Origin of the sequence: Paracoccus mangrovi, assembly GCF_042648425.1 — a bacterium.
In the GTDB taxonomy this organism is placed as follows: domain Bacteria; phylum Pseudomonadota; class Alphaproteobacteria; order Rhodobacterales; family Rhodobacteraceae; genus Paracoccus; species Paracoccus mangrovi.
The window spans coordinates 1-20132 of the sequence record NZ_JBHRXJ010000027.1 but is presented as its reverse complement, the minus strand read 5'-3'; the positions used below and the strand labels follow the sequence as shown (position 1 = coordinate 20132).

The 20132-nt window shown below is 59.4% G+C and carries 19 protein-coding genes and 1 pseudogene; 12 read left to right on the top strand and 8 right to left on the bottom strand.

What is annotated here, in order from left to right; translation table 11 throughout:
• Window positions 1–232: 232 nt before the first annotated feature.
• The 6 genes from ACFOMH_RS20010 to ACFOMH_RS19985 all read left to right on the top strand — a co-directional run bounded on the left by ACFOMH_RS20010 (window position 233) and on the right by ACFOMH_RS19985 (window position 6581).
• Window positions 233–1492, top strand: a complete 1260-nt coding sequence (locus tag ACFOMH_RS20010) for a trypsin-like serine protease (RefSeq protein ID WP_377746686.1) — start codon at window positions 233–235, stop codon at window positions 1490–1492.
• Complete coding sequence (locus tag ACFOMH_RS20005) at window positions 1489–2235, top strand: CHAP domain-containing protein (protein WP_377746685.1); 747 nt, start codon at window positions 1489–1491, stop codon at window positions 2233–2235. The genes ACFOMH_RS20010 and ACFOMH_RS20005 overlap by 4 nt, the downstream gene beginning before the upstream one ends.
• Window positions 2235–2558 (top strand): hypothetical protein, encoded by a 324-nt coding sequence (locus ACFOMH_RS20000; protein ID WP_377746684.1) that lies wholly within the window; start codon window positions 2235–2237, stop codon window positions 2556–2558. The genes ACFOMH_RS20005 and ACFOMH_RS20000 overlap by 1 nt, the downstream gene beginning before the upstream one ends.
• A gap of 176 nt (window positions 2559–2734) precedes the next feature.
• Entirely contained in the window at window positions 2735–3274 is a 540-nt protein-coding gene (locus ACFOMH_RS19995) for a recombinase family protein (protein ID WP_377746683.1), read from the top strand.
• Between the two features lie 137 nt (window positions 3275–3411).
• Window positions 3412–3627, top strand: coding sequence for a ribbon-helix-helix domain-containing protein (locus ACFOMH_RS19990; RefSeq protein WP_377746681.1), 216 nt, complete (start codon window positions 3412–3414; stop codon window positions 3625–3627).
• The gene (locus tag ACFOMH_RS19985; protein ID WP_377746680.1) at window positions 3624–6581 is read left to right on the top strand and encodes a DNA methyltransferase; all 2958 of its coding nucleotides are present in this window, start codon (window positions 3624–3626) and stop codon (window positions 6579–6581) included. Before ACFOMH_RS19990 ends, ACFOMH_RS19985 begins: the two co-directional genes overlap by 4 nt.
• A gap of 1 nt (window position 6582) precedes the next feature.
• Here ACFOMH_RS19985 and ACFOMH_RS19980 read toward each other — a convergent pair whose 3' ends face one another.
• Entirely contained in the window at window positions 6583–7095 is a 513-nt protein-coding gene (locus tag ACFOMH_RS19980; protein WP_377746679.1) for a hypothetical protein, read from the bottom strand.
• Window positions 7096–7503: 408 nt separating this feature from the next.
• Between ACFOMH_RS19980 and ACFOMH_RS19975 the strand changes: the two genes are divergently transcribed.
• From ACFOMH_RS19975 to ACFOMH_RS19965, 3 genes are all read left to right on the top strand, one after another.
• A complete protein-coding gene (locus tag ACFOMH_RS19975) occupies window positions 7504–7722 on the top strand; it encodes a hypothetical protein (protein WP_377746677.1) in 219 nt (72 codons plus the stop codon).
• A gap of 83 nt (window positions 7723–7805) precedes the next feature.
• On the top strand, window positions 7806–8465 hold the full coding sequence (locus ACFOMH_RS19970) for a ParA family protein (protein WP_377746676.1): 660 nt from the start codon (window positions 7806–7808) through the stop codon (window positions 8463–8465).
• A gap of 1 nt (window position 8466) precedes the next feature.
• A complete protein-coding gene (locus ACFOMH_RS19965) occupies window positions 8467–8763 on the top strand; it encodes a chromosome partitioning protein ParB (RefSeq protein WP_189383000.1) in 297 nt (98 codons plus the stop codon).
• A gap of 2 nt (window positions 8764–8765) precedes the next feature.
• Here ACFOMH_RS19965 and ACFOMH_RS19960 read toward each other — a convergent pair whose 3' ends face one another.
• From ACFOMH_RS19960 to ACFOMH_RS19940, 5 genes are all read right to left on the bottom strand, one after another.
• Complete coding sequence (locus tag ACFOMH_RS19960) at window positions 8766–9809, bottom strand: replication initiator protein A (RefSeq protein ID WP_377746675.1); 1044 nt, start codon at window positions 9807–9809, stop codon at window positions 8766–8768.
• A gap of 272 nt (window positions 9810–10081) precedes the next feature.
• Complete coding sequence (locus tag ACFOMH_RS19955; RefSeq protein ID WP_377746673.1) at window positions 10082–10648, bottom strand: hypothetical protein; 567 nt, start codon at window positions 10646–10648, stop codon at window positions 10082–10084.
• Between the two features lie 147 nt (window positions 10649–10795).
• Window positions 10796–13774, bottom strand: coding sequence for a Tn3-like element ISMpo10 family transposase (locus ACFOMH_RS19950; protein ID WP_012449407.1), 2979 nt, complete (start codon window positions 13772–13774; stop codon window positions 10796–10798).
• Window positions 13775–13778: 4 nt separating this feature from the next.
• Window positions 13779–14363 (bottom strand): recombinase family protein, encoded by a 585-nt coding sequence (locus ACFOMH_RS19945; protein ID WP_010339849.1) that lies wholly within the window; start codon window positions 14361–14363, stop codon window positions 13779–13781.
• Window positions 14364–14496: 133 nt separating this feature from the next.
• The gene (locus tag ACFOMH_RS19940; protein ID WP_010339850.1) at window positions 14497–14973 is read right to left on the bottom strand and encodes a YkgB family protein; all 477 of its coding nucleotides are present in this window, start codon (window positions 14971–14973) and stop codon (window positions 14497–14499) included.
• 266 nt (window positions 14974–15239) lie between these two features.
• Here ACFOMH_RS19940 and ACFOMH_RS19935 point away from each other — a divergent pair, with 266 nt between their 5' ends.
• Both ACFOMH_RS19935 and ACFOMH_RS19930 read left to right on the top strand, forming a co-directional pair.
• Window positions 15240–15626, top strand: a complete 387-nt coding sequence (locus tag ACFOMH_RS19935; RefSeq protein ID WP_377746670.1) for a helix-turn-helix domain-containing protein — start codon at window positions 15240–15242, stop codon at window positions 15624–15626.
• A gap of 86 nt (window positions 15627–15712) precedes the next feature.
• A pseudogene (locus tag ACFOMH_RS19930) lies at window positions 15713–15922 on the top strand (IS630 family transposase); the annotation flags it as partial.
• A 111-nt stretch (window positions 15923–16033) separates the two neighbouring features.
• On the opposite strand, the gene ACFOMH_RS19925 reads toward ACFOMH_RS19930, so the two are convergent.
• Together ACFOMH_RS19925 and ACFOMH_RS19920 are read right to left on the bottom strand one after the other, a co-directional pair.
• The gene (locus tag ACFOMH_RS19925; protein ID WP_377746669.1) at window positions 16034–17893 is read right to left on the bottom strand and encodes a type IV secretory system conjugative DNA transfer family protein; all 1860 of its coding nucleotides are present in this window, start codon (window positions 17891–17893) and stop codon (window positions 16034–16036) included.
• 68 nt (window positions 17894–17961) lie between these two features.
• Complete coding sequence (locus ACFOMH_RS19920) at window positions 17962–18264, bottom strand: mobilization protein (RefSeq protein WP_377746668.1); 303 nt, start codon at window positions 18262–18264, stop codon at window positions 17962–17964.
• 604 nt (window positions 18265–18868) lie between these two features.
• Between ACFOMH_RS19920 and mobQ the strand changes: the two genes are divergently transcribed.
• On the top strand, window positions 18869–20035 hold the full coding sequence (mobQ, locus tag ACFOMH_RS19915) for a MobQ family relaxase (protein WP_377746666.1): 1167 nt from the start codon (window positions 18869–18871) through the stop codon (window positions 20033–20035).
• Window positions 20036–20132: the final 97 nt, after the last annotated feature.

The following is a 20132-nucleotide window of genomic DNA, read 5'->3' as shown; positions in this document are numbered from 1 at the left end:
TGAAACGCGCCCCTCGCAGCCGTCAACGCCATGATTTATATGCGAAATATCACGATTACGACAGCGAAATCAGCGACTTACTTGGAGAATGTGGGCTGTAGATCTCCACCAAGGACAGTTTAACATTGTTGAACTCATTCGAGCGCAGTCTACTCTCACCGAGATTGACGAAAAGGCACTTTGATGCCACCTTTACGGGGTAAATCGAGGCTTCAACCGCGAGGCAGGCCCCTTGAACTGGCGCAGTTTAACTCTGCTCCTTGTAGTGGCGCTTCTTCCGCCAACGCAATCCATTGCGCAGCAAGATTTCTCCGGGGTTTATTCAGTAACAGTAAGAGACTACTTGGATTCGGTGGTTAAATCAAACCACTCATATTTGATAGACGGAAACAGAACGGGGAAAATATTCTCATCAACTGCAGTTCCGCCCATTGCGAGAATACTAATAAGGAATTTGAAGACAGGTTCAATGTCTTCATGCTCTGGAATTTTCTTGAATGGGAGATCAGTTCTAACAGCGGCCCACTGCTTTTGTGGTGTTACTTTAAGTTCTCCTAAGTCTTTCGATGAGTGCCAGGTAGTTCTACCCGGTGTGTCTGTAAAAGTGTACTCACCAATCTACGGAATGGTGAGTGTTGCTGGTCCACCAATTGTTCATCCCGACTATAGCGCGCCGCAGTTCATAAAAGACTGGAGCGGTACACCCGTAGCGGATTTAGCACTGCTTCACCTATCTGAATCAATTCTGGGCGCCCCACAAAAAATTTCGGATTCGAGTGGTGATTACTTCCTAGCTAGCTTCGGGGCGTCATCAATTATTAATCGAAACGCGGCTGCCGCCTTTGGCGTATCTGAGGGCCATGAACTACAGTCTGGATTCGCACAGGTTTCCAAATATAGAGAGGTATTCTCTGGTGAAGATACCTGTCTTCAAATGTACACAGCCGACACGATTTGCACGTTGTATGTTGACCGGCCATTTATGTCAGGCCCGAAGCAGTCGAGTGTTCTTTGCCAAGGTGACTCTGGAGCGCCACTTCTACAGTTGGGAGAAGGCGGAGGGTTCGACTTGGTTGGAATAGCATCGTACTATTCACCAAGGTCATCTTCATTTTGTGCTTCAATGGGATCCAGATTGAATCACTTTGTCGATGTTAGAATATACGAGAAGTGGATAAGTGAAAATATTGAGCAGGTTGAATATATAAAAAATAACGTAACCTGTCTTGAGGGAATTTTCAAGAATAGTGGAGTCGATCTAATACGATTCCAGGGAACGATATCGGTAACAGCAGTGGCTAGTCTTGTTGGTCAGGATGGCCCATCAGATCATGTACGACCAGAAATCTTGAGTAATATCGCACCGGAAATGTGTGACATTGATGCTGAATTTGGTATCATGTACTGCCAAGTTTCAGGTCTAGACTTTGTGACGACTAGCGTTAACGGTGGGTATGGGCAGTGGACGATATGTAGGGAGGATATAAAATGAACCGAAGGGCCTTCTTTCGCAGCGCAGCTGCGATACCAGCGATCGGCAGTCTCGCTGTGCCGGTTTGGGCAGATAGTTTGTCATGTGAACAAGTGACGGACTTTCAACTTCTTCGTCCGGAAGATGACCCTGACTTCGGGGCTGTTATAGTACCAGGTGAAGGTGGTGGCAGCCCGGTTGGAACGAAGGCCTCGCGACATAGCGAAGTAAGGACAGCGGTACGAATTATTCTCGATGCCCCAAGGGGCGGGGGTATTATTGATACAGTGCGATATTTCGCTGATCTAAAAGGAAAAAATGAGGACAATGAACTGTACTCGAGAGAATGGTCGGTGCGAGCAAACCCACTGATTGTGTCTTTCTTTGCGCTAACGGGCACCGCTCCGTCAGCTGGTGACCAGACAGCATGGTGTGCCGCATTCTTGTCTTTTTGCCTATTCTTGGCGGATAAGCCGAACAAATTCACTGCTCTTTCCGGGGGATATCGGACGTTTGGAAATGATGCGAGCAATAGTCCTAGTCCTGGTGACGTTGCTGTGTTCTCGAAGTATGGAGAAGATGGTACCAAAGGTTTTGGGCATGTTGGCTTCTTTTTGTCCAGTGAAGTACGTAATGGTGTCGATGGAGTGAATGTAATAGGAGGAAACCAGGTTGGTGATACAGGGAGTACTGGCGCAATTACCGAGGCGTGGTTTCCACTTCAGGGAAAGACCATCTTTTTGCACAGCATCAGGAGGTATTAATGCGGATTCTTCCAGCGAAAGCGTTTTTTTTAGCGATGGCGCTTATTTTTACCACGTCAGTTACATGGAACACAGCCTTAGGTCAGGAAGAGCAGGAAACAGCGGTCGATTCGATTGCGAATAGAGGTAATGGTGTAGTGGACGTGGTCTGTAAGAGCGGCCGTAAGGCTGTGGCAACCCTTCGCGGAACTGTCATTAGCGTGGACCTTACCGAACCGGACGGATCAAAGTCTGGTATGTCAATTATGCCTTCTGGTGGAAGCGCTGATCCAGCGGTGGCGATTGGGGATGGGAAGAGCTTGGCTGAAGAGATTTGTTCATAGAGGCGAAGCTTTCTGCGGCGAGGTTTTACGGGTATTCACTAATTGCTTCTCAGGCGGCCCGAAAATGGTCGTTTCTGTCCCGATCCCCCTGCCCTGCCCCGCACCAAGGGTTTAGGTTGGACAAAAACCCATGACAAAACCTTTGCGGTTTTGGGAGGTTTTTGGCACGATGTGGCATGATCATCGGATACGCCCGCGTCAGCACGGAAGACCAGAACCTGGACGGCCAGCTCGACGCCCTGAAGGTAGCGGGTGCCGAGAGGATCTTCGCTGACAAGATCACCGGCACTGCGCGCAGCAGGCCGGAACTGGACCGCCTGCTCGATCAGCTGCGCCAGGGCGACGTGATCACCGTCACCAAGTACGACCGCCTCGCCCGTTCCTTGCGTGACCTTCTAGACATCGTGGATACGATCGAGGCGCGGGGCGCGGGCTTTCGTTCTTTGGCCGAGGACATCGACACCACCACGCCCGCCGGGCGGTTGGTGTTTCATGTGTTCGCGTCCATCGCCCAGTTCGAACGGGAGCGGATTTCTGAGAGGACTAGGGAAGGGCTTGAGGCTGCACGGAAGCGTGGGCGTGTTGGGGGCAGGCCCCCTGCCCTATCTGCCGCCCAGACTGCCGAAGTGCGACGAATGCGGGACGAGGAGCTGCGCCCCCTACCCGAGATCGCACAGCTCTTTCGGGTGAGCGTGAAGACGATCCGCAGGGCATGAGGCCTCAACACAGAAGCCGTCAGCGAAGCATTAACTATATCTACTGGTATTCTGCGTTGCGAACAGCGAAATGTGGTGGTATCTCGCCTCAAAGTGATGCAGAGTGAAGCACTCACGAGCGGAAGGGTGCGGACAGGATGGCTGAGCAGAGCTTTGACGGGTCTAAAGGTAAGCGCCGGGTCACGTCGATGCTTGAAAGATCAGACATCGCTGAGCTTGAATCTATTGCGCGACAGCGTCGGGTTTCGCTGGCGTGGGTCATTAGAGATGCTGTCAGGGCGTACCTTGGATCGGATCATCTCACTGCGCAGACCATCAGGCCTGCGCATCCGACACGGTCTGATGCACAATGAGGGCTCTACGAGTACCTTTGGATGGGGCGCACGGCGTACCTCGTCGGGGATACGTACTATCTAGTGCTGTCGAGGAGATTGCGCGGCATTGCCGTGTTGTCATTGCTACCCTTAGCCGGGCCTTCCAACGGGACGACTGGTCTGCGCGGTCATTTGTTTGGTGCGAGGGAGGTTTGGCTTCCGATCGCGCAGCATGGCATGTTCTCGCGGCGTGGCTGACTCGCCAGGCTGTCCATCCCTCTCAGCCTAGTCTGGGGCTGGCCGATACTGTTGAGTGGTATCTGGGCACCCGGATTGCTCGTCGAGAGGTTGCTTTCTGGCGCGACCAGGACGCTGCTCTAGCGGCTACACTGGATCTGCTGAGTGGCCGTTCTGGGATCAAAGAGCTCCTTCCCTATGTCTTGGAGTCTCATGGCCCGGGTTCGCGGCTCAGCGTCATGCGCGATCCATCTACGAGGGCCGCCCGCGCGACAAAGAAAGGCATGGGAGTATTCTACACTCCGCCAGATGTTGCCGACTTTACTGCGCGTTCCGTCATGGACATGGTGCGCGCAGGTCGACAACCCAAGATTCTAGACCCTGCAGTCGGAACCGGAGTGTTCCTGCGTGCAGCCCTGATTGAGCTCAGAAGGCGTTGGCCTGAGGTCAACCCATTCTACTTGTCACGCGACTGCCTTTTTGGTCTCGATATCGACCATCTAGCTCTTGATGGGGCTGCCAGCGTTCTCTTGGCTGACACTCTCTGTGCCGCCGAGATGGTGACAGATTCACCAGTCAATGCTTGGAGGATGCTGCGCAGAAATCTGGTTTGCCGTGATGCACTGACCGTAGATCGCACAACTAGACTTGGGGCACTTAACCGCATCTCTCTTGAAGAGCTTTTTCCAGTGGCGGCTGAAGGCTTCGACATAGTTATCGGAAACCCGCCCTATGCGGAGCTTGGAAAACGCTCCGATATCGTGGAACTAGCGCGGCACTTCCAGACGATTGACCAGGATGGGTCGTCAAAGGCGGATATGTATCCCGCATTTGTTGAACAAATGGTTAGGCTTGCTGCGTCTGGTGCCGTCGGCGCCATGGTTCTGCCCCTCTCGATCGCCTGCAACTCTGGGAGACAGTTTGCAGCTTGCAGAACTTTCATCGAACGGCAGCCAGGACAATGGCAGTTCTCGTTCTTTGACCGTCAGCCCCATGCCCTTTTTGGGGAAGACGTCAAAACGCGCAACGCAATCGTTCTATGGAACGGCACAGCCCCCGTGCCGAGAGTGATGACCGGGCCTCTACGGCGCTGGAGAGGTGACGATCGAGCCGTAATGTTAGCTGAGATCGGCTACACTCCTATCGCGACACCTATCGCGGATGGAGTGCCAAAACTCCATGGACATGTTCAAGCTGAAGTCTGGCGCAAACTTGTCCAAGTGACGCAGCGACTAGGTTGCCTCATCCAATCCTCGGCTCGTTCGAGCCTGTCTAGTGTTCCAAGTGGTACGGAAGGCGATGTCTATGTCGCACCCACAGCCTACAACTTCATCGGCCTCGCAAGACCTCACAAGTTTTCCCTGAGGTCAGGGGAAATCGCCTCTGAGAATCCGCTGCATAAACTCCACTGTGCGGATTCTGCCTCTGCAAGAGCAGTCTACGCTGTGCTGGCAAGCAACTTCGCGTACTGGTGGTGGCAGGTCACTGGCGACGGCTTCCACGTCAATCGTTCAACTCTTTTGAACTTGCCGGTCGGGTTTGATGCCTTCGATCATCGCTACGTGGGAGCCTTAAGCACTCTTGGTGGTGCGCTATGGGAGGTTTCATCTCAACATCCCGTTCGAAGCCTGAACCGAGGCCGAGTTTCGCTTGCCTTCACGCCAGATGTTGCCCCTGAGCTGCGTCGGCAGATCGACGCTCGCCTTTGTGAGGCTATGGCACTGCCGGATAGCTTTGTCGGCGAGCTCGCCCTGTTCACAGAAACGATGCAAGGTGCACGCCTCTTCGGCCGTCACTTTCAAGAAAAACAAAAGGAAAACAACAAAATGAGCCCAAAAGTGTCCGCCGATATCAAGGAGAAGAGTAAGCTTACAAAGGAAGAATGGCGCGACTATACGAAGACAGTGTGGTCTATCGCCAATAAGGGCCGCGAAGACCACCCTGCTGTATTCCCGCCTGAAATCCCGCACCGTCTGACGAAGCTGTTCAGCTTCTACGGAGAAACCGTGCTCGATCCCTTTGGGGGAACGGGAACTACGGCGCGTGCAGCCATCCCTTTGGGGCGGCGAGCAGTATGTGTTGATCAGAACCCGGACTATGTGAACATCATCCGGAAGGAGTGCGCTTCACTTCGTAACGGCCATGCCGATGACTTCGTTGCGCTGGATGCAGTGCACGGAGACAGCCGTAACATGTCTTTCCTAGAGTCCAACAGCGTTGGCCTGGTAGTGACTAGCCCGCCCTACTGGGACAAAGCAAACTACGGTCAGGGAAAGAATAACCTTGGCAATATCGCCAACTATGCTGCCTTCCTAGAGAACATGAAGCAGGTCTTCGAGGAGTGCTATCGAGTACTGATGCCTGGGCGGAAGATGTGTGTCGTTACTGCCAACGTGAATCAGCATACAGACCAGGGCCTGCTGACCTTCCCATTGGCGACCGACTTTGCTGTCCTGCTTCGAAACATTGGTTTCGTTATGGTCAACGAGATAATCTGGTCGAAGGATGGCACTGGCGGAAAATGGGGCTCGTATGGCGCACAGCGACCGATCTTTGGCAGCTATCCGTACCCGCCGAACTTTCTCTTCAAGAACGTCCACGAATATATTCTGATATTCGCAAAGCCGTCTCTGGTTAAGACGAAGGGACCGAAAGTAAAGGCGTACAAAGATCTGATGGCTGGCATGGAGGACGTTGCGCCTTTCGCTGTACACGAAGAAGATGGCGCTTATCGTATGCCTATGGTGGAGATGTAAGTCACTGGCGATGTTCTATAATCAACCCCTTCAAGTTAGGTTTGGCACCGAACTCCGCGGACATCTTGATCACCCTGGTATTGGGATCGCTCCGTACTGGGATAGTCTCGATATCGCGGTTGCTTGGGTCCGGGAAGCCGGTGTCGTTCACCTTCGGGATAGCTTTGAGCGCTTCCTGGTACATGGTGGAACGCTGACGATGATCGTTGGGATTGATCTCAAGAACACAACCCAAGAGGGCCTGCAGGCCCTCTTGGACTTGGAAGCCATCGGTACCTGTGAGACCTTCGTCCACCACAACGAGGCAGGAAGTGTTTTCCACCCAAAGGTGTATCTCTTTCGGAACTCCGAAGATGCCCGCTTGATCGTTGGATCGAACAATCTGACAGCAGCTGGCCTCTTTTCGAACGTCGAAGCTGGGCTGCAGCTTGATACACATCTGTCTGACCAAGTGATCGGCGATGCGATGGATGCCTTCTCCTCTTGGCGAGATACGGCGACCAAGCTTGTGCATCGTCTTGATGGCGCGTTTCTTTCACGGCTGGTAGCGGAAGGTTATGTGCCAACCGAGGCTGCCGTTCGCCGAGATATGACTCGGGCTTCGTCAAAGAGGGCCAAAGGTACCAAACTTTTTGGGTCACGGAGCTACTCGCCGCCCAAAACCCCAACGCCCCCGAAACCGTCGGTCGCAGCTGGTACTCCGGCCCCTACAGCACCGCTGCCGGCTTCCCCTGCCCCCACACCAAGTCCTTCGGGGTCGGCTCTTCTTATGCGGTTACGGAAAGCATCCACAACCGACAGACCGACACAAACTCAGATTCCACTGCGAGTAGCTCAAACCTTCTTCGCCGGAGTTTCTTCAGTGCAAAGTGCTCATAGCGGTGTGACGCATGACCTGCACCCGGCTTCCGCACGTGGAGCAGTGAATACTATCAAGCTCGAAATTCCGGAGATGCGTCATTTCGTTGAGCCGGTCGCCCGGTTCGAAAAGACCGGCAGCGGTGTCATATATGAAGTCCACGACGCAACCAGTTCTAGTGGCAAGCAAATTCTCTCCCGGCTCCAGGCCGGGCATTCAGATGGCTCGACGCAGACATCCATCAGGGACCTCGCCAGTGCGACCTGGTGGCGCTTCATCTGAGTAGCTTTTGCGACGATTGAAGAAATTATTGGATTTTTTGGATTATCCGGTTATCATATTTATCGGGTAATGTTGGAACATCTATGCCTACAGTTGTCATCGCGTCACCGAAGGGAGGAGCCGGGAAGTCTACGGCAGCCATCCTGTTGGGAACAGAGCTGGCCCACGCTGGGGCAAGCGTCGTCATGTTAGACTGCGACCCCAACCACTCTCTGTCCCTTTGGGCAGACAGAGCCCCCCTGCCCGCTCGAATGAAGGTCCTTTCGAGTGTCACAGAGTCCGACATTGTGAGGACGATCAAGCAGCACGACACAGACGGCCAGATCGTGATTGTTGACCTTGAAGGCGTTGCGTCTAGGCTGGTCTCGCGGGCGATATCTCAGGCCGATCTCGTCATTACACCGATGCGTGCGACTACTCTGGACGCCACGATTGGCGTCAGGGCGTTGCAACTCATCGCTGAAGAGGAGGAGGCCTTGGATCGGAGGATTCCTCACGCCGTTGTTTTCACAATGACCAAGGCGGTCCGTTCCAAACAACACAGCGGCATCGCAGGGTCATTGGCAGCGCAGGGTGTGGACCTCATCGACCCGCCACTCATGGAGCGCGCCGCATTCTCTGCCCTCTTCGAGTTCGGTGGGAACCTGCGGAGTATGCCTGCGCAAGGGAACATGGAGGGGGCGATCGAGAACGCAGCCCTCTTTGCCCAGGCGGTCTACAAGCGGCTGGCGGAGGGGGTTTGAAGTGTCGGACGGAAAAGCCTTCAACATCGACCTTGGCCGCCTGAAGAGCCGGGAGAAAGACCGTAGTCCGCAAGCCATCGAGAAAGCCGAGCGGGCAGGAGAAGAGTTGGGTTTCGTTGCTCGTGACGGGCAGAAGCGGCGCGGGCGCAAGCCCAGCCCCCGAACGGGGCAGGTACACGCCAAGGTCATGCCGGACATCTCAGAGGAGATCGCCAACGAAGCCAAGCGACGTGGTGTACAGCAGGGCGTTCTCATCGAAGAAGCCTGGGCGCTCTATAAGGAAAAATCCGGTATTTGAAATTATCCGGTATTTTTTCTGTTCTGCACCCACTTCCGACAGAACCCCAAGAATGCGGCTTCCGGGTTGCGCGGCGTCTCTGGAAGCCAACTGCGCCACTCGCGTTCCAGATAGTACACGTCGAAGCCAGGAGCGAGCATCCGGGCCGTCTCATAGACATCCGGATCAAGGTGCGGCGCTACTGCCGGAGGCAGCACCATCTTCACACCCTGGCGGTTTGAGAACGTGACCATGTCCTCCTGCTCGTCATAGGAGATTGCATAGTCCGGCATGTGGTCGTGTTCCCGATCTTCTCGGACGATGTTCATGACCAAGCGCCGAAACTCTCGGGGGGTGGAGTTCGATCCGCACTTCTTCTGCAGCAGCGCGAGGCTGATCCGCCATTCCTTCTGCGCCCCGCAGTGCTTGCGTGCGAGTTCGTAGATGCGACGTTCCAGAGGCTTCCGAAGCCGGAAGTAATCTCGGTGCAACGTCAGGACTTCCTTTGACCGGATCGCATTGAAGACCCAATCGGAGAGCTTGATCTCGACTTCCTGCATGCGGCCGTCACGGGTTTCCCTGACCACCTCAGCACTCTCGATCAGACCAAAGGTCCTGAAGATCTCCTTTCCGCCGGTCACGATGTTCGTACTGATCCTCGTCCCCGCCAAGCGCTCAAGGGCAGCCTTCAACTGAGAGTACCCGGAACCAGCCGTGTTGCGGTTCGTGGCAACCAGCATGTCAAACGCGCGAAACCGGACAATCTGGGAAACCTCTTTCCCATCGTTCAGGGCAGTCATGAGCTGGCTTATGCAGTAGATCAGGACATCGCGATCATGAACCGTCGCGAGGCCATCGACAGAAGGCTTGATGGCGATCTTGATCCCGTTGTGCTCATACTCCCTGACTCGGGTATCCGGCTTGGTCGAAAGAGAAAAGATCGGATGCTCCATTGAGGCCATGTCAGCCTTCGGCACAGCGTCGAAGATGTCGCACACGAAGAAATCGCCCTGCGGATACCGATCAGGCAGGAGAGGGGAACGGTTTACTACATGATCCTCAGACACAGGGCAGCCTTTCGTACTTTCACACACAGTAGGGCAGGGCGCGCGCGAAATCCACGCTGATTCGTACTTTCACACACGAAAGCCACTTTCGTACTTTTGCCCACGCTTTATCGTACTTTTACACACGATATTTCGTACTTTCACACACACCACACTCAGAATCTCTGAATTCTTTCAATAGCTTGCGAGCTATTTTCTGCGCTTAACACTGAATCTAACCCATATTTAACACCTTAACCTGTGGATAACTTTTCCCGCAGCACCTACAGACCTCATCCGGCATAAAACACGCAGGCCTCTTTCCCGCTCTCGGGACCCCGCAGCCACTCACCCCCAAGGACAGCGCAGGCGGCACCGTTGCCTGCGAAGAAGCGGGGCAGGATGATGCTAAAACCGAGCGCCAGGACCAACCCAAAGAGGGCTATGAACGGGGTGCGCTTCTTCCAGCGTCCCGCCCTTGCGAGATCGTCGCGCAAGCGCTGAAGGGTTTGCTCTTCCTGCCGCACCAGCTCGTCCAGGGCGCGGCTGGCGTCGCGCCGATCGGCAGCGAGGCCGAGGTGCAGACCTTCCAGCCGATCGAGGGGAGCGGCCAGGGCCTTGTCGATCTCGTTGCCGATGTGGCGGCCATAGCGCTGCGGATCAGCATATGCCTTGGCCGTCTGTGCGGCGTCACGGCTTTCCAGCGCGGTCTTCTGGACCGCCGCGAGGGTTTCCCCGTGCTGATCCAGCTTCTCGGACATTCTGGCGACGACGACGCCCAGAAGATCCACGGTTTCACCGAGGGCGGCGAGAGAGAGGGCAGGGGAGGCGGAACCGGCTTCTGGCATTGTGACTTCCATGATCGGGGATATGCGATGTGGGATCAGAGATCGGTGTTGCGCGATCAGGGTTCAGATTTGGGATTTGCGGGTTGCGCATCCGGTGACGGGTAAAGCCCGTCGAATTCCCTGTCCGGGGTCGGTACACAGAACGGACCCAGATATACGCTAAGGTTTTGCCGTGCCTTCGACGGCGCGCATCTGGCGAAGCGGTCTGAGCGCGGTGGATGGCGCATCGGGATCGGTCCAGAGGTAATCGCCGGTGAGATTGATATGCTGCCAACCGAGCGGTGATAGGTGTTGCAGCAGGTCCGGCGGGACCGGCCGGCCGAGGTTGGCGAGATGCATCCGGGCGGCTTGCAGGTAGGTCGTGTTCCACAGGACGATGGCACCGGCGACGAGGTTCAGCGCGCTCGCCCGATGGCTTTGGGCTTGCAGCGCATGATCGCGGATACGGCCGATGCGATGGAAGAAGATGGCGCGTTTCAGGGCATTTTCCGCTTCTCCCTTGTTGAGTTCGCGGGTGGCGCGGCGACGCTGTTCGGGCTGCTCGATCCAGTCGAGCGTGAACAGGGTACGCTCGACGCGACCGATCTCGCGCAACGCCAGTGCCAGGCCGTTGGCGCGTGGATAGGAGCCGAGCCGTTCCAGCATGATCGAGGCGCTGACGACGCCTGTGCGGATCGAGGTTCCCAGTCGCAGCACGTCGTCCCAGTGTGCCTCGATCAGACCTTCGTCGATGCGGCCCGCGACCAGCGGCGCAATATCGGGGCCGGGTTCGATGCCGTTAAACAGGTGCAAACGGCGTGCGGCGATATTCGGGATACGCGGCGCGAACCGGAACCCAAGCAGATGACATAGCGCGAACACATGGTCGGAGACGCCCCCGCCATCGACGTGATGCTCTTCGATGTGCAGATCGGCGCCGTGGTGGAGCAGCCCGTCGAGCACCTGTGCCGCCTCGCTCGCCGAAGCGGAGATAACTGTGGAATGGAACGGCGCGTAGCGATCCGAGACGTGGCTGTAAAAGGAGACAGCCGGCTCTGTCCCCTTGTGCGGATTGACTGCGCCGGTTGCCTGGGCGCGGCGGTCGAGCGGAAAGTTCTGACCGTCTGAGCTGGACGAGGTGCCGGACCCGAACAGCGCGGCCAGCGGCGCGGTGTGTTGGGCGTCGACAAGCCGGGCGAGCGCGCGACCGTAGGTTTCCTCGCGCAGATGCCATGAGGCGAGCCAACCGAGTTGGCGCTGGGTCACGAGATTGCAGGCTTCCGCCATGCGCGTATGGCCCAGATTGGTGGCATCGGCGAGCACCGCCGTGAGGATCGCACGTGGTTCATCCGCGGCACGGCCACTTTGCAGATGCGTGAAGCACTGGCTGAACCCGGTCCATCGATCGACTTCGGCAAGAAGGTCGGTGATGCGGATCGCGGGCAGATGCGCATAGAGCGGCGCAAGGGCGGTATCGGATTCCTCGGGAGTAATCGCCTTCAAGGGCGAAATCCGCAGCCTGCCCAAGCTGAGCTGCACGTCTTCCAGCGCGTCCGTCTCCGCCTTTCGCTCGACCTCGGCCAATCGACGGGCGAGGCGGGCGCGTCGTTCGGCCAGCCAGATATCGGCCGTATCCGGTGCCGGTATCGGCAAGGGGCCGGCCGCGCGCATGTTGGCGAATACGGGGGCAGGAATGAGTTGCTGCTCGACAGCACGATAGCGTCGGCTTCCCTCGACCCACATGTCGCCGGCGCGAAGCCGGTCGCGAAGCTCGACCAGCACGCACAATTCATAGATCCTGCGATCGGGAATGCCGGTGCCGATCGCCCGACGCCAAGCTTGCCGGATGAAGCCGACTGGCGTGCCTGCAGGCAATTTGCGCAGATGACCAAAATGAAGGTCGCGCATGATCGCGACCGCTCGCGCGAGCGCATGGCAGGCTGGCACCGCCCCGAATGTGAACGAGGCGATGAACGAGGGACCGACCTGTCGGAGGACGGGGTAATTGGTCGCGGCGACCGCGACGGGATCGACCGAATCGGGGCGGATCAGCTTGCGGGCTTCATCGACCTCGCGGCCGAGATCATTCCATCCGATCGCTGCCTCGACCGCAGCGCCGATATCGCCACCTGATATCTTGGCGGCGAGCAAGGCAGCGCCGAGTTGGGCAAGCAGCCGGATTTTGCCGTTGATGGTGCGCCGGTTGCGCTTGAGTGTCGTGTCCGCGCTGTTCTGTTCGCGCCGGAACATCTGCCCAAGCAGGCGATCGAACATCAGCACCGCATCGTCGGTGAGGGTAACGATGGTTTCGAGGATGGTCGCCACCAATGTGGCGCGACGCCGCGTCGCTTGCAGCGTCCGAACATGTTGCGCGGTCAGCCGCACGCCTTCCTGGCACAGGCGTCGGAGGCGCTCGGGATGGACGCCTACGGCGATATCCGGATCGATCCCGATGGCCCGAAGCAGTGTCAGTCGCTCGATGATGGCGGCGAATGTCTTTCGGCCGGGCTTGCCGGGTGACTGCCGCACCCAGGCCAGATCGCTCAAGTTCGTGCCTGTGTGGGGCAGGAGAAGCGCATCGAGCAGCCGGCGCTGTCGAGCATCGAGTCCTCGGGTCAGATGCTCGGCGACATGGCGTTCGGCATCGAGCAACGCCTGTGCGACCATCCGCTCGACCGAACTGATGCCCGGCACAATGATGCGCCGTCGCCGGCACTCATCCAGCATCACGCGCGCCAGCCTAGCCCCGCTGGTCGTCGTCAGCGCGATCGGCAGGAGCCATTCCTGCAACGTCGTTCGCAGCGGCCGACTGAGCGGCATGAAGCCGAATGCATCGCGCAGTGCATCGAGCTGTTCGTACCGGGTCGGGCCGCGCGTCGCGTAGTCGGCCAGCACCTCGGGTCCGACCTGCAATTGCTCTGCGACGAACGCGAGCGGCGTATCAGGGATCAGTTCACCGGGTCGCAGGAAACGGCCAGGATAGCGCAGCGCGCAAAGCTGGATCGCGAAACCCAGCCGGTTATGCGGTCGCCTCCGGCGGACGATGATGGCCAAGTCGTCCCGGCTCAATGTCCAGTGCTGGACGAGCAGGGTTTCGTCGTCGGGAAGCGCGAGCAACGCCGCGCGTTGCTCGTCCGACAGGACGGCGCGACGCGGCATCGGCTTAGACCTTGGCCGGTGCGGTCCAGCCGATCCGGGCAAGCGTGCCGAGAAGGGTCGAACGCGGCACCTTGAAGGTCCGGCAGACGGACGCCTTGCTGGCCCCGCCATCCAGCGCGGCGGTGATCCGCTCGAGCGTTTCGGCGTCGATCATCGGCGGGCGGCCACCTTGGCGTCCCCGGCGTTTGGCAGCAGCCAGTCCCGCCATCACCCGTTCGCGCGTGAGCGCACGCTCATATTGTGCCAATGCACCGAACAGCGAGAACAGCAATTCGCCGTGCGGCGTGGTCGTATCCATCTGCTCGGTCAGCGACCGGAACGCGATGCCGCGCGCCTTCAGATCGGTGACGATCGTCAGCAGGTGCGGCAGCGAGCGTCCGAGCCGGTCGAGCTTCCACACGATCAGTGTGTCGCCCGCGTTCAGATAGTCGAGGCAGGCTTTCAGGCCTGGTCGGTCGTCGCGCGCGCCGGATGCCTTGTCGGTATGGAGATGCCGATGATCGACCCCGGTTGCGACGAGCGCGTCCCGCTGGAGATCGACCGTTTGGCGGTCATCGGTCGTTGACACCCGCATATATCCGACCAGCATGTACGACAAACCCTCGAAAGCATGTTTTCGAACACCCTATCAAAGCGACAGGGTTTGTCGATCGTTATGGGCTGAGGCGGGTATGGTTCGGCAAAAGCGCAGGTCCGGAGCGTCGCCTATCACCTGTTTGCCGTCACGCGTCTGCTGTCCGTATGGACGCAAGTAGAAGGCACGCTGATGCCGCAAGAAGCACCAGGTCCTTCAACAGGAACTGTCCGGTTCCGGCCGAAATCGCCGGGAACCCGCCAGCGGTCGGCTCGGCGACGCCAGGCGTGCTCAGGAAAAACGTCAGTGTCACGGCATAAGTCAGGCATGACATCGCCGCGCCGAGAGCGGAGGCCGTCTTGTTGAAAGCACCGATAATCAGCGCAGCGGCCGTCGCGAGCTCGACGGTGCCTATAAAATAGCTTCCACCCTGCACCCCAAAAACGGCCGGAATCCAGCTCATGATCGGACTGTTCTTCATCAATGGCGCGATGCCCATCGCTTCATAGCTCGTGAATTTCATGCAACCGAACCAGAGAAAGATGACCACCAGCGCCCAGCGCAGCAACGCGAGAGACCCGCGAGAGCCGGTCGTCTTTTCAGCTATGTGTAATGTCGAAAACATGGTGCCTCGCTTTCATCATGGCGCATGACCTGCCTTCATGCTTAGACAGGCGTGATATATGCGCTGCGCATACACTATGCGCCGTCAATGAATGAGGCAACCCTTTGAACGTACTCTCGGACCGGCTCGTCAATCTGTTCGGCGCCCTCGCAGTGGGCATCACCGATCGAATTAGAGCGGTTTTCGACCGCTATGAGTCATTCGGGGATTCCCACCGGGCGTGATTTCTGATTCAGAATCCGTGCTGGTGAAGGAGGCCGGCATGGATGGGCCAACCTCTATCGATGGATTTGCGCAGGCGGCTTCTGGCGGCGATTGATGAGGGGATGAGTTGCCGTGCTGCGGCGGCTCGCTTTGGTGTCGCGCCGTCGACGGCGATCCGCTGGCAGGATCAGCGGCGCAGGACCGGCAGCTTTGCTCCCAAGCCTCAGGGTGGCGACATGCGCTCGCGCCGGATCGAGGAGCGGCGAGCAGATATCCTCGCGGTGTGGGAGGCGCGCAAGGACATCTCGCTTGAGGAACTGCGCCTGGCGCTGATCGAGCTCGGCCTGCACGTCTCGGTGGCCGGGCTTCACCGCTTCTTCGTTCGTCACGCAATGACGCGCAAAAAAAGACTGGCCATGCGATCGAGCAGGACCGCCCCGACGTCTTGAGCCAGCGGCATGAATGGTTCGATGGCCAGCTTGATCTCGATCCCGAGCGGCTCGTGTTCATCGACGAAACCTGGACCGCGACCAATATGACCCGCAGCCATGGCCGCTGCACCAGGGGCCAGCGCCTGCGGATGGGCTTCCCGCACGGTCACCGCAAGACGACCACGCTGGTCGCGGCACTGCGCATGACCGGCATGGTTGCACCGATGGTGCTCGACGGGCCGATCAACGGCGACTGGTTCGAAGCCTATGTCACTCAGGTGCTCGTCCCCGAACTGCGGCCCGGCGATGTCGTCGTCATGGACAATCTGTCGAGCCACAAGCGTGCTTCGGTGCGCGAGTTGATCGAAGCAGCTGGCGCAGGCGAGACTCGCCTATCTGCGATCCTGCAACGAAGAAACGAGACTTTATCCGAAATCCTTAGCCATGTCTCGAATGCTGACCGCCTCGTGCTGGAACGTATTGCCGAGACAATACTTGCGCAGATGTCTGACGACGCTGTCTCGGCGCTGACGATATGCCGGCTCTGCGACGAGAGGCGATGCTACAACTGTCCGATGGATGCCTTTGGAATGCTGGAGTCGTCGACGCATAGAGTCGACCCATAAGTGCGCGCAGAGACGCTTAGCGTATATCTGTGCCCGTTCTATGTCCTGACCCCTGTCCGCGAAGTAGCGCAGCTTGCGGGCGATCATCACCGGCTTGCCCTGGACGCGCAGCAGCTGGACATGAAGCGGCAGCTGCATGATCTCATCCGGGGTCATCAGGTCGCGCGCCGTGACGTTGTAGGAGGTCGAGGGCGCATCGCCGGGCTTGTGGCTTTCGGTCTGATAGCCGGTGGTTTCCCGTCCGATCATCTGGCTCAGCCATTTCGCCGTCTCGAAGTCGTTCACCCCGAAGGTCTGCAGCACGCCCGCATTGGCGACGAAGGTATTGGCCCGCGCGCCGTAGAGGTCTCTGAGCTGGCTCATGTCCTGCAGGATCGGCCAGAGCTGCAGCCCGTAGCCCGCCATCAGCCCCATAGCGCGTTCCACCGCTTCCAGACGGCCCAGGGCCGCAAACTCATCGAGGAGGAACAGGGCGGGCTGTTTCAGGCGCGCAGAGCTTGCCTGAGCGGCTTCCGCGTCCCGTGCGATGTCCTGCAGGGCCTGCGCCACCAGAAGACGCAGCCAGCGGCTGTAGGCATCGAGGCGGTTCGGCGGCAGGACGAGGAAGATCGAGGTCAGGTCATGCCGCAGGGCGGAGAACTGGAAGTCCGAACGCGCTGTGGCGGCCACGATGCGGGGGCTGTCCAGGAAATGGGTGTGGCGCTGCGCCGAGGACAGCACCGAGGCCGCTTCGCGGTCGGATTTGCCAAGGAAGCGGTTGGCGGCGCGGGCGATCAGCCCCCCGGCGGCGGTGCTGTCCTGCATCAGCTCCAGGAGGGTGCGGAACTTCTCTGGCGGCAGGGTCAGATATTCCCGAACCGTGGCGAGGGTTTTGCGGTCCTGATCCTCATGGGCCACGGCGAACATGATCAGCCCGGCCAGCAGCGCCTTGGCCTCTTCGTTCCAGTGCGCTTCCGACTGTTGGCCGGGTGGGTCCATCACCAGAGCTTCGGCCAGGGAGGCGGCATCTTCGCCCAGGTCGAGGCTTTTTGCGTCAAGCCGCCCGAGGGGATTATAGGCAGAGGCGGGCATGCCGGTGACGCCGAAGGGGTCGAGGATGTGAACCGCGCCGAACCGCCTGCGCGCCTCGCCCGCGATCTTCGCATTCTCGCCCTTGGGGTCGATCACCAGCACCGAGCGTTCGGCCAGCAGGAGGTTCGGGATCACCGTGCCGACACCCTTGCCCGCGCGGGTCGGGGCGAGGGTCAGGAGGTGCGCCGGGCCCTCATAGCGCAAGAGCTTGCCGGTATCGAGGTCGCGGCCAATCAGGAGGCCAGCACCGCCTTCGAAGGCCGCGCGGTCCTTCCGGCTGGCAAAGCGGGCCGAGCCGTGGCTGTCGCCCGGCTTGCGGCCCCAGAGCTTGATGCCTGTCCGGTTCGACCAGTCGCTGGCCCCGATGATCCAGCCGGTAATGGTCATCGGCCAGAACACGAACCAGTGCCAGAGGGCTTCGCCCACGGCCAAGTCCGACAGGATGATGATCACGATCAGCCAGGCGAACCAGGCAAAGGCCGTGGCGATCACCATCCAGACGAAGAACCATCCGGCGAGGATCGGGGTGACGACGACAACGAGGGACAGCCGCGACAGCAGCCCCAGGGCGGAGAATACATACTGCAAGGAAATCAGGTCCAGCTAAGAGGGCAGGGGGCGAACTGCGCTCCCCCTCTGAAGGAAAGGGGCGGCGGTCAGGTCGAGGGCGTCGGAGCGGGCGGGGCCGTCGCGGAAGGTACGGCGGCGGGCTGCTTCGCATCCCATCCTTCGAACGCCTTGCGATCCTGTTCGCGGGGCAGGTTGCGGATCAGGCGCTCGATCATGGCGGCGGCGTTGGAATCCCGTTCCGCCAGATCGACCAACGCGCCGCCGAGGATGATCTTGCGCCGCGTGTCCAGCTTGCGCGCCTTCGTCGCTTCGCGGTTCTTCAGGGCGAGGAGCCGGGCCTTGGCCTGGGCGTAGCGCTTCTCGGCGCGTTCCAATTCTGTCTCAGCCATTCGTATCTTCACACACGCCGGAAATTCAAAACATCTTTGGGTTGAATGGAGCATTGACGGGGCAAGGTCAAGCGGGTACCCGTAGGCCGATTAGGTCAAGGGCGCACTTATGCAAACTCTCCACCGCCTGCGGCGCTTCCGAGATTTGCGTGCGGTCTCTCCGGGGGCATGGCCCCCCGCCGACGGCGTCCCCGTCCGATGCGCCGCATCGGAATGGAAGGGCGCGCTGCCCCTTCCAAACCATCCCAAGCCAACCTTCGCGGTTGGATCGCGCCCCGCTGTCCCTGTCACCCTCTTTGGAACTGGCCCCGAGAGCGGGGCGGTTCCGCGAGGGCGCCCGTGTCAGCGGGCGATCCGGTTCCGCCTGTCCCGAGAGCGGGACCGTCTGCCGGATCGGGTTTGCCGCGCGGGGCTTGTCCGGCAAACCATGGCCCATCCTGGCGATGGCGCCGCGCATGCCCGGCAGCATGATCGCCCGCCTGTCGGCGTGGCGGCATGTCTGCCTGTTTGCGCAGTGGCCTGCTTGCCCGTTTGCATGTCTGCCTGTTTACATGTCTGGCAGTCTGCCCGCCTTTGCCCGCCGCCGGATCGGTAGGACGCGCGCATGGCGAGCTACCACCTTTCCGTCAAGACGATCAAACGCAGCGCCGGGCGATCCGCCACGGCGGCGGCGGCCTATCGGTCGGCCTCTGTCATCGAGTGCGACCGCGAAGGGCGCATGCACGACTACACCGCAAAGCGCGGGGTCGAGGCCTGCTTCATTCTCGCCCCCGATGATGCGCCGTCCTGGGCGCAGGACCGGGCCGCGCTCTGGAATGCCGCCGAGGCGCGCGAGACCCGCTCCAATTCTGTCACCGCCCGCGAATGGGAGCTGGCCTTACCGTCCGAGATATCGGACGCGGCGCGGATCGACATTGCGCGGGCTTTCGCGCAGCAGCTCGTCGAGCGCTATGGGGTGGCGGCAGATGTGGCGATCCATGCGCCGCACCGCGAGGGCGATCAGCGCAATCATCATGCCCATATCCTGACCACCACCCGCGTTTTGTCCGCCGAGGGGTTGACCGACAAGACGCGCATTCTCGATGCCGCCAGCACCGGCGGGCCGGAGATCGAGGCCATGCGCGGTTACTGGGCCGAATTGCAAAACCGCGCCCTAGAACTGGCAGGGCAGGAGGAGCGCGTCGATCATCGATCCTTGGAGGTGCAACGCGAAGAGGCGCTGTCCCTTGGCAACACGTTGAAGGCCGAGGAGTTGGACCGCGAGCCCGAGCTGAAGCTTGGCCCCGCTGCCAATGCCATCGAGCGCCGGGAGCAGCTGGCAGCCGAGACCGAGGGCCGCGAGTATGAGCCGCTGACCCAAAGGGGCGCGCGGGTGCATGCGGTGCGCCAGGCCAAGGCCATGTTTGCCGAAATGCGGGAGCGGCTGGAGCTAGCGCGTGACGCCTGGGCCGAGGCCCGGGAAGAGGGGCAGGGCCATGTCAGTGCCGGTCTGGCGGCGTTGCGCGCCGCAGCAGGGCGGCAGGCGAAAGAACTGGACCCCGACGAGATCAAGAAACGCTTGGCACAGATTGCAGGGCGGGAGCAGGTCGCGGAGCATGATCACGCGCCGGGACAGGGCGGGCGGGGCATACGCGGCAGGCTTGCCGATGTGTTGGGCAAGGCCAGGGCGGAAGATCAGGGGCGGGAAAAGATCCGCCAGAAGGAACGCGAACAGCAGATGGACGAAGAGCAAAAGCGCGAACGCGACAGGGATCTCGGATGGGAACTGTAGCCGACATTCTCCAAGTGGCCTGCCGCTTGACTTCAAGATCGCCTGATTTTGCTCGCTGGGCAAGCGTTTTTCGCCCCGAGCGGTGTCTGTCGTCGCG